At 71.0% G+C, this 8,548-nt stretch carries 15 protein-coding genes and 1 pseudogene; 4 read left to right on the top strand and 12 right to left on the bottom strand.

What is annotated here, in order from left to right; genetic code table 11:
* Positions 1–117: 117 nt before the first annotated feature.
* The 7 genes and pseudogenes from ACWDAK_RS39885 to ACWDAK_RS39915 form a co-directional block, all read right to left on the bottom strand.
* Positions 118–417, bottom strand: coding sequence for a hypothetical protein (locus tag ACWDAK_RS39885; protein WP_344641027.1), 300 nt, complete (start codon positions 415–417; stop codon positions 118–120).
* 518 nt (positions 418–935) lie between these two features.
* Entirely contained in the window at positions 936–1,187 is a 252-nt protein-coding gene (locus ACWDAK_RS39890; protein WP_427396214.1) for a hypothetical protein, read from the bottom strand.
* Between the two features lie 28 nt (positions 1,188–1,215).
* Positions 1,216–1,512, bottom strand: a pseudogene (tpg, locus tag ACWDAK_RS39895) (telomere-protecting terminal protein Tpg); the annotation flags it as partial.
* Between the two features lie 12 nt (positions 1,513–1,524).
* Complete coding sequence (locus tag ACWDAK_RS39900; protein WP_427396213.1) at positions 1,525–1,758, bottom strand: helix-turn-helix domain-containing protein; 234 nt, start codon at positions 1,756–1,758, stop codon at positions 1,525–1,527.
* A 102-nt stretch (positions 1,759–1,860) separates the two neighbouring features.
* Positions 1,861–2,160, bottom strand: coding sequence for a hypothetical protein (locus ACWDAK_RS39905; RefSeq protein WP_427396212.1), 300 nt, complete (start codon positions 2,158–2,160; stop codon positions 1,861–1,863).
* Positions 2,161–2,169: 9 nt separating this feature from the next.
* Entirely contained in the window at positions 2,170–2,451 is a 282-nt protein-coding gene (locus ACWDAK_RS39910; RefSeq protein ID WP_427396211.1) for a hypothetical protein, read from the bottom strand.
* Positions 2,452–2,511: 60 nt separating this feature from the next.
* Complete coding sequence (locus tag ACWDAK_RS39915) at positions 2,512–2,793, bottom strand: helix-turn-helix domain-containing protein (RefSeq protein WP_344641030.1); 282 nt, start codon at positions 2,791–2,793, stop codon at positions 2,512–2,514.
* Positions 2,794–3,710: 917 nt separating this feature from the next.
* Here ACWDAK_RS39915 and ACWDAK_RS39920 point away from each other — a divergent pair.
* Entirely contained in the window at positions 3,711–3,923 is a 213-nt protein-coding gene (locus ACWDAK_RS39920) for a hypothetical protein (RefSeq protein WP_344641023.1), read from the top strand.
* A gap of 176 nt (positions 3,924–4,099) precedes the next feature.
* Here the strand turns inward: ACWDAK_RS39920 and ACWDAK_RS39925 are convergent, their stop codons facing one another.
* The 4 genes from ACWDAK_RS39925 to ACWDAK_RS39940 all read right to left on the bottom strand — a co-directional run bounded on the left by ACWDAK_RS39925 (position 4,100) and on the right by ACWDAK_RS39940 (position 5,832).
* Positions 4,100–4,483: a hypothetical protein gene (locus ACWDAK_RS39925; RefSeq protein WP_427396210.1), complete on the bottom strand. Its 384-nt coding sequence runs from the start codon at positions 4,481–4,483 to the stop codon at positions 4,100–4,102.
* Between the two features lie 76 nt (positions 4,484–4,559).
* Entirely contained in the window at positions 4,560–5,057 is a 498-nt protein-coding gene (locus ACWDAK_RS39930; protein ID WP_344641021.1) for a P-loop NTPase family protein, read from the bottom strand.
* Positions 5,054–5,290, bottom strand: a complete 237-nt coding sequence (locus ACWDAK_RS39935) for a hypothetical protein (protein WP_344641020.1) — start codon at positions 5,288–5,290, stop codon at positions 5,054–5,056. The genes ACWDAK_RS39930 and ACWDAK_RS39935 overlap by 4 nt, the downstream gene beginning before the upstream one ends.
* Positions 5,291–5,436: 146 nt before the next feature.
* Positions 5,437–5,832 carry a hypothetical protein gene (locus tag ACWDAK_RS39940; protein WP_427396209.1) on the bottom strand — a complete coding sequence of 132 codons (396 nt, stop codon included), beginning with the start codon at positions 5,830–5,832 and terminating at the stop codon, positions 5,437–5,439.
* 234 nt (positions 5,833–6,066) lie between these two features.
* On the opposite strand from ACWDAK_RS39940, the gene ACWDAK_RS39945 reads away from it, so the two are divergent.
* On the top strand, positions 6,067–6,264 hold the full coding sequence (locus ACWDAK_RS39945) for a hypothetical protein (protein ID WP_427396208.1): 198 nt from the start codon (positions 6,067–6,069) through the stop codon (positions 6,262–6,264).
* 552 nt (positions 6,265–6,816) lie between these two features.
* Here the strand turns inward: ACWDAK_RS39945 and ACWDAK_RS39950 are convergent.
* Positions 6,817–6,960, bottom strand: coding sequence for a hypothetical protein (locus tag ACWDAK_RS39950; protein WP_344641017.1), 144 nt, complete (start codon positions 6,958–6,960; stop codon positions 6,817–6,819).
* A 180-nt stretch (positions 6,961–7,140) separates the two neighbouring features.
* On the opposite strand from ACWDAK_RS39950, the gene ACWDAK_RS39955 reads away from it, so the two are divergent.
* Positions 7,141–7,974 (top strand): hypothetical protein, encoded by an 834-nt coding sequence (locus ACWDAK_RS39955; protein WP_427396207.1) that lies wholly within the window; start codon positions 7,141–7,143, stop codon positions 7,972–7,974.
* Positions 7,975–8,021: 47 nt separating this feature from the next.
* Positions 8,022–8,324, top strand: coding sequence for a hypothetical protein (locus tag ACWDAK_RS39960; protein WP_344641015.1), 303 nt, complete (start codon positions 8,022–8,024; stop codon positions 8,322–8,324).
* The last annotated feature ends 224 nt before the right edge of the window (positions 8,325–8,548 follow it).

Raw genomic sequence — 8,548 nt, forward strand, 5'->3', positions numbered from 1 at the left:
CGCCAACCACGCGACGGCCGAACAAGTGAACCTGAAACCCCGCCAACCCCTTCTGACCAGCTGATCAGCACCTCCCGCACGCCGGGGGAAGCTCACCCGTTGCCGAGGGCGGCGGCTTCAGCTGTCGCCCTGCCAAATCTGGAGGACTGCTTCATACAGTCGGTCGGCCCCTTCCCATCGGGCCGGGTCGTTCTCGTCGTCCATCACGTGCTCCAGGACCCTGGCCAGGATGGCGGGGTCGGAGTCGGCGGGCACGCCCAGCGCCACCAGCGCGCCGGAGCCGTCGGGAATGGATTCGTTGTCCCAGCCGTACGACCAGCCGTCGGTGCTGTCCCAGTTCACGGTGAGCACCAGGTCGGCGTCGGGGGCGTCAGGATCGCCCTGGCGGTCGTGGTTCCCGGCGCCCCAGCCCAGCATCGCCTGCAGAGCGGGGCCGTCGGCGGGGCCTTCCTCCAGCCACCAGACATCGGGGTCGCGCCCGATGCCTCCAGTGCGGTGACGACCTGCGTGATGTACTCGTGGTGCGGCAGGTTCCTGCCGCTCTCCTTGAAGATCTCGGGCATCGTGGGCTTCCCCTCCGTCGCGTCGCGGGCCGGGCTGCTCCCGGCCCACTGGTGGATCTTCGGTCGCCGTGGCTGCGGACAGAGATCGGGTGGTCAGCAGGCGGGGCCGTCCTGGCCGGCGACGGTGGTGCGGGGCAGGGCGGTGACGGCGGCGGCCGGGATCATCGGCTCGCCGCTCATCAGATCCTGGAGGATGGGCGCCGGCGGGGGCGGCTGGCCGTGCTCGCCGGTGTAGTGGTGCTACTCGCTCGATTCGGGTCCTTTCGTATTTCGACCGTGAATTCACGCGTAGGGCGGCGAAAATAGAAAGTCCCGGCCGCTCTGGGCGGTCGGGACGGGTGTTTTTGGCGACATGAAGCTGTGCGGAGGCTGTCAGCGGTGCGTTGGCGGGCCGCCGCGTCCCCGGTTCGGTCTGCCGGTGCAGCCGGTCGGGGCGCAGAGCCGGCCGGTGCCGATCTCGTCGGCGAACAGCAGCCGGTCCTCGTCGAGACGGTGCGCCTGGCAGCACCCTGCCCACGGCACTGTGCTGCGGCCCTGGACGACGGCCCGGTGCAGCACCCCGCCGGGACGGCCGAAGGCCGGCGCGTACACGGGCTGGCCGTCGATCAGGTACTCGGCGCTCACGTGGTCTCCTGGGATCGGGGTGCCGGGTTCACAGCTCGATGTCCATCCATTCGACCGAGTTGACCTCGGCGTCGAGGCCGCGGGCCCGGCCGCCCTGGCGGAAGTAGTGCTCGCCGAGGGCGTCGGCGATGATCTGCTCCTGGTCGGCCTGGCTGGCTCCGGCGTCGTGGGCCGCGTACAGGCGGCGGGCGACGTCGCCGGGCAGTTTCTGGCTGATGATGCGCGGGCGGGGGTCGTCGGTGCTGCCGCCGGCGGCGCTGTAGCCGAACGTGGCGGACAGGTGGAGGGTGAAGCCGTTCTGCTCGGCGGCCCGCCGTACGCGCTCCTTGACCTTGGGCTACCACGTGGCGCGGACCTTGGTCTCGATCTGCTTGGCGGCGGCGGGCTTCGGGTTGCCCTGGCCCTTGAGCCAGCGCTGGACGGTGCGCTGGCTGACGCCGAGGTCCAGGGCGAGCTTCTTGGTGGAGCCCTTGGCGCCCTTGAGCAGGAACCGCATCCGGGCGGCGGTGGACTGCGGGATCGGGCGGGTGCGCTCGGCACGCTCCAGGCCTTCGTCGAACTCGCGGCTCACGGTGGTGTTCCTTCCCTGCCGCCGGGCGGGCGGCCACTGCTGGCGGTCGTGGTGGTGGGCGAGACCGGGCCGGTACTCGAGTACCGGCCCGGCCGGGGCGGGCTACTGGTCGTCGGCGACGGTGTTGCCCTTGACGTGGCGGCCGGGGTTCACGCCGTCAGCCATCAGCTCCAGCACCTCCGCGAGGGGCTTGGAGCCCTCGTGCTTGACGTGGCCGGGGGAGACGCCGAGGCGGGGCAGGCCGGTGATCGGCTTGCCGTTCGGGCCGAGGATGACGGCGGGCTTGCCGTCCGGGCCGTAGGGCAGGACGTCGAGCGGGGAGGGGCCGACGGCCGGGTAGACGACGCAGTCGGTGGCCACCGCGAGCGGGTAGCGGCCGGTGGCGGCGGCCAGCTTGACCATCTTGCTCTGTCAGCGGCGTAGCTCCTGGACGGCGTTGGGGTCGAGCTCAGCGGTCAGCTGGGGCTGAGGGGCCAGCTCCAGCAGGGCCTCGAAGGTGTGGCAGATCATCTCGGCAGCCGCGTTGCGGGCTTCGCTCAGGGGCGGCCCGAAGGCGGGCCGGTGCGCGGTGCCCGTTGCCGCCCACGGCGTCGCCGGGCGTAGGGCACCGCGAGCGAGCGGAAGTCCGGTGCCGGGAATCCGAGCGCCTTCGACAGGGGTCTGGCCGCGCTCGCCCGGCAGCGGGAACTTCATCTCGGTTGCCCAGGACTTGACCGTGCCGGTTTCGCCCGCGGCTGTAGGCCAGATTGCCGGTCAGGTGTCCGCGGTGGGCTCCTGGGCGCGCTGGGAGCGACGGAGTTGTTCATTGAGGCGCAGGGCTTCCTCGAGTTGGTCTTCGAGGATGACGATGCGGCAGGCGGCTTCGATGGGGGTGCCCTGGTCGACGAGGTCGCGGGCGCGCATGGCGATGCGTAGTTGGTAGCGGGAGTAGCGGCGGTGGCCGCCGTCGGAGCGCAGGGGGGTGATGAGGCGGTGTTCGCCGAGGGCTCGCAGGAAGCCGGGGGTGGTGCCGGTCATCTCGGCGGCGCGGCCCATGGTGTAGGCGGGGTAGTCGTCGTCGTCGAGTTTGTCGGGTGTGTCGGAGCTGGCCGTGGTAGTCACTGCACCTCTCTGGTTCTCGGGGAGAACGCGTCGAGGGGCCCCGGCGCCGTGTCGGCTCCGGGGCCCCGAAGGGGAACAACACCATCTACCGGCCTGGGGCCGGTCCTGTTACTTCCGCACTGCCCCGGGGGATGGGGTGTGCGGGGATCGCGTATGCGTGACCGGAAACCACCGTCCTTCAGTCCTTGAGGGAGGTCTGCGGTGTCCGCCCGGACGAAAAACAGCTACCTCACGGGCCGGGCGATCCTGATGGCGCTTGCGCCCTCCGTTCATCCTCTGTACTGAACTGTCACTTTCGTACTGCTGGTACTGCACCTGCTGAACTGCGTACTGCTGGTCGGTGGCCGTGACGGCCCACCTGGTCCGGCAGCCAGCCCCGCCGGCCGTCCTGCACCGCGCTGGCCTGGAACCCCACTGCCCGGACCCCTCGGCACGCGCGCCCGCAGTCTGGGCGCCTTTGCCGAGGTCTTGCCTGTCTAGCGACTGCCGGTACTGCACTCACTGAACTGCGTACTACTGGTACTGCTGGTGGCGGCCCCTGATGCCTGCGGGCCGCCCGGTCCGGCAGCCAGTCCCGTCGCCGTCCTGCAACTGCCTGGCTTCGGAACTCCACTGCCGGACCGAACTGCGAACTTCTGTCCAACAACCCCGGCCAGTTCGTGTCTGGCCGGTATCGCCGACTGCTGTCTACAAGAGAAACATTAGACCCGCCCGCGAGCAATGTCTACTCCGGCGAGCATAGATTTTGCGGAGGCAAGAAGGGAGGTAGTCTTCCGCTGCGCGAGGCGGCAACCCCCCGAGCCGCCGCCTCGCGCCCGAAACAGCGAGCGGCACCGCGCAGGGAGGCGGCAGTGGGACACCCGGCTTCCGTGGCACCGGAGACGGTCCGGGACGAGCAGACGGCCTTGATCGAGGCGATCACCGAGGCCGTGCACGACGGTGACGACCGCACCGTCCGCCGACTGCTGGCCCGCTTCGCCGAGCTGGCAACCATCGCCGACCTGTACGCCCTGCGCGACGCCCTCGACACCGCCCGCCCATCCGGCAACCGCAGGCAGAGCTGACCCTTGCCGACCGGGCTCGCGAACCTGCCAGACCAAGCGTCAGGTCGATCCCGCGCCTGGCGTCGTGGCCGCTGCGGAGGCGCGCTCGCTCTGACCGACCGGGGCAACGAGGCGTATGCCCGCCCGGTAGGTGAGCTCCCGCACGGTGACGGTGACGGCCGACGCCCGGTCGCGGATCACGCCGCGATGGCGAGGTCGGCGCGGGCGAGGAGCTCGCGGTGGACCGCGGAAGCGTTGCCGCGCCAGTACGCGAGCAGCACCCGGATCTGCGGCGTGATCTCGAACCGGTCGCTGTCCCGCGCTCCGGGGCGTTCGGCGGTCTCCGGTGCGACGGTGGCCTCGGCCAGCCACCGCCACACCGTCCGGTCGGAGACCGCCAGGCACTGCGCCGTGGTGTGGACGTGCGCGCGGGTGAGTTGGTGCTCGGCGCGCAGGGCGAGCAGACGGCGCACAGCCGGTCCGCGCAGGGCATTCAACGACACAGTGTCAAGGGCGAGCTCGGCCTCGGCCAGCGCAGGCGCCACGACGGTGGCGGCGGCGTCGTGGGTCGGGATGTTCACCTGTGTCCTTTCCGCATGCGGTGGCAGTCGGCACGGCAGCGCGGTGGCGGCCGGCGCAGCGACCGGGGTAGCGGGGTCAGAGGTTGGGGCCGAGCCGGGAGCACGCCCTGGAGAGCAGCGCGCCATCGGCACCGGTGCCGGGGCGCTGGTCCAGCGCCGCGTAGGCGTGGGAAGTGATCTTTGCCCAGGTCCGGAAGTTCCCCCGCGCACAGGTCTCGTCCACGTGCAGCAGATCGGCGTCGACCGCGGTATGCCACAGCGGATGGAACAGGCGCAGCACGGCGGGCACCTGGGAGGCCTCCAGGCGGGGGACGTGCTGCCAGGTCAGCACCCGTGAAGCCAAGGTCGGGGCTCGGGCCAGAGTGCGCTCGGCACCGGCCCCACACAGCACCAGCGAGGTCTGCGTGGTCGGGGCGTCGGCCAGCAGGCGCAGGTAGTCGAGTTCGGGAGCGGCGATGCGCTGGACGTCGTCGATCAGCACCACACCCGGGGACCTGAAGGCGTCGATGAGCGCGCGGTCGGCCGCATCCGTGCGGTTCGTCAGCGCGGTCGCCGGCAGGCCGAAGGCGGTCACAGCGCGGCGCGCAGCTGCGGCAGGGCCGGCTTCACCGCCACCTGCGCTTGGCGGACAGGCAGACGGCGCGGCAGCAGGCCAAGGGCCTGGTGGACCGCGGCCGTCTTGCCCTGCCCCGCATCCCCGTAGACGCACGCGATCTCCCGCGCGGCGACCGTGTGCGCGAGCGCCTCCGTCACCTCGCCCAGCTGGCGTGTCGCGACCACGTGAGCGCCGGGAACGTACAACCGCACCCCCAACGACACCCCCGCAGCGGAGCTGCCGACGGGCACGGCCGGCGCGGCGGGCTCGGTAGTAGGGCCAGGGGCAGGTGGAGGGGCAGGTGGAGCCTGGCTGGCTTCATCGACCGTGCCGGGCAGGAACCCGGGGGACCCGCCTTTCAGCGAACACCAGGGCGCCGGACAGCTCCGTCTCGGCGACGTCGGCATCGGGATCGTCGAGGAACGGGGCACAGCAGCGGCTTCAGAGCATGCACGGCGGCAATCACCGGGCAGCCTTCAAGGAAGTCCTTGTCGTAGTACCGCTGGCCAGCCTCCGTGCAAGCAGTGTCGAAGTCACGGGCAACACTGGCCAGCCATCCCAGCAACTGCGCGTAGACCATGCCCGCCGCCCCGGGGCGCTGCTGCGTGCGGCGGGCCAGGACAGCCGCGACGCACAAGGCCGCCGGCGCGGTCGCCTCGTACAGCCGGAAGCCGTGCCGCACCGGCTCAAGGTCACAGAGAGCCCGCACGGCCTCCTTCACCGTCAGGTCCGGTCCGAGCAACCGGGCCAGCACCCCAGGCAGTTCCTCACCCGTCCCGAACCCCGTGCCCAGCGACGACCAGTCCGTGCCCCCGCACCACCACCCACGGATCCGGCAGAACATCGGACACAGGCACGCCGGCATACGCATCGGAAGTCGTCACTCTCCGCACCCTACGGCCCACCACCGACGCGGTCCGGGTAGGTTCTGCGCGAGACAGCTACCGATGATCGACGGTTCCCCACCGCACTGGCCGTTACGCTGGCGGTGCCGTTCGACTACGACGGCGGTGAGGGCATCGACTTCGAGTCCTTCGACGCCTTCCTCTCCGCCGAGGACCCCACCGACTGGCTCCGCGCCTGGACCGACAACGCCGAGCTGACCGGCAACAACTTCCGGGTCTTCGGGCAGAACGGCTCCGGCGGGTACCTGGCTGCGGCGGCGCAGGCCTGCGCCGCTCGGTGATCCGGCCGACCACCCGGGCGTCGTGCGCCGCGAGCGCGCGCAGAACCCGCCAGATCGTCCGGAAGGAGCAGGCCTCGATCTCGGCGTCGGCCTCCGCCTTCACGGCCTCGCCGGCGTCGTGGACCTCGGCCGGGTGCGCGGTGCTCGTGACAGCCGTCTTCTACGGCATCAAGGTTGCCGGGAGATCTGGCACATGGCCCATGTCGGGCTGGGAAGCATCACCTGATCCGATTCCATCTGGCTGGGTATCGGGCGGCGTCGCCGTCTGATACCCAGTTGGCCTCCACCACCGTGGTGGAGGCCAACTGCTGCGCGACGTCGGCCATACTCGAACCCGCGCCCGCAACAAGGTGCACGGTCCGCTTGACCTCACCCTTGTACCCGAGCGCCACCTCGACGGCGCCAAAATGCCGACCCCGCTGCCGAGCTCGCTTGCACCGTCGGCACTATGCCTGTGGTCCGGCGGTTCCGGGCGGTACCCGGCCGTGCGACGTTAGTTCGCAGGCACTGCCGAGCTCGGCCCCACCCAGAGCGAGACCATCGACGTGGGGTTCAGGAGCGCAGCAGGGTGTCCAGGAGGACACGGACGGTGGTGTCGGCTGCGGCGGTAAGCAGCAGGTGCAGCGCGGTTGTGGCGGCCGGGTGGTGGGCAACGTCGCGCAGGGTGCGCAGGACGGGGCCGTGGTGGTTGTTCATCCAGGTGCTCCTCGGGTCGGTCCGGCATGGTGCCGGGCGGTCGAGGAGCACTGCAGTGGTTCGGGGCGGGGTCCGGCGAGCCGGTGCGGTGCCGAACGGGATGGCCGTCCTGGTAGAAGAGGGTTCGGCTAGGGTTCGGCAGGTGTTCGGACCGGACGAGGGGGCGGTGCAGTGGGGGGCGTGGCGGAGGAGTTCGCGTGGGAGCTGAAGGCCTTGCTGAAGGCCTCGAGTCTCTCTCTGAAGGAGATCATCAGGATCGGCGAAAAGAGCCGGTCGGTGACGTTTCCGAAGACGTCGCTGAGCGACTGGTTCAACGGCAGGTCCGTACCGTCCGACCCTGCCGTGTTCCGCGTCCTGGTCGAGATGCTGGAGCCCTTGGCGGAGAAGCGGAACCAGGGCTGGCGGCGCAGGAGCGCGCAAGAGTGGGAGCAGCGGCGGCAACTGGCCGCGCGCGAACGGCGTCAGGGCATGGGCGTCGCCCGGCTCGACGGCGCTGGCGGCGGACGCAACAGTGGGACGCGGGGCGGTCAGCGCGACAACGGCGGCGACGGTCGCGGGAGCGCAGCCGACAACGGCAGCGGCGGCGGCAAGGACACAGCGGGCGGCGGCAGTACCAGGGTCGCCGTGCCCGAGAAGAACATCGTCTCGCTGGGCGACGCCGCCAAGGCCGGCCGCGTCCTGGCCGCGCTCCCCTACCGGGAACACTGGCTGGCTCTACTGCGTGCCCCAGAGCACTTCCCGATCCACATCACCGTCGTCGAGGCGTTCCAGTGGGCCTGCAGGCGGGTGCGGCGCGACATCGTCGACTCCGCCCTGCACGAGGCGCACACGGCACTGCTCGCGGTGATGGCGGAGCTGGAGCAGTTCATCGGCGACCGGATGTTCGGCCCCAACCCGGGATGGCGCTGGATCGACCTGACCGACTATCGTCCCGACCGGGAGGCGAACCTCCCGCTCCTCGCGAACACCCGCGACCGCCCGACGCCCGCTACCGCGCCCTGGTCAACGCGCTGAGCCAGCGCGGGCTGCTGTGGGAGCCCGGACAGCCGACCACAGCGGTGATGCCAGGCTTGGTGACGGCGCCGGCCAACGCGGTCGTCCGCGCGGCCCAACTGGCCATGGAGCGCTGGGCGCCCTTCGACTTCCTCGAAACCGCCCGCGAGGACCGGCGCCCGCAAGCCCCGGAGGAGTGGATCGAGGAGTGCCGGCGCCGCAGGGCCTACGAGACGGCTCTGCGGGAACTGCACGACACGCTCGACGCGCTGGCCTCGTACCTGCCACTCGTCCTGGGGCCACGCCCCACGCCAAACGAGCTCGCGCTGGTGATCGAGCAGGTACAGCGGTTCCACGACCAGCAGCAGTAACCCCCGCAGCCAGGCGCCGACGGCCTCCGGCGCTGCCTCGGTACGTGTAGGCCGTGATCACCATGACCGGGTGGCGCCGTGCCGCCGCCATCGTCACCGCCCCGACCGCCATCCTCACCCCGGCCGCCCTGAGCTTCCCCCGGCGTGCGGGAGGTGCTGATCAGCTGGTCAGAAGGGGTTGGCGGGGTTTCAGGTTCACTTGTTCGGCCGTCGCGTGGTTGGCG

This window comes from Kitasatospora sp. NPDC001175 (assembly GCF_053598215.1).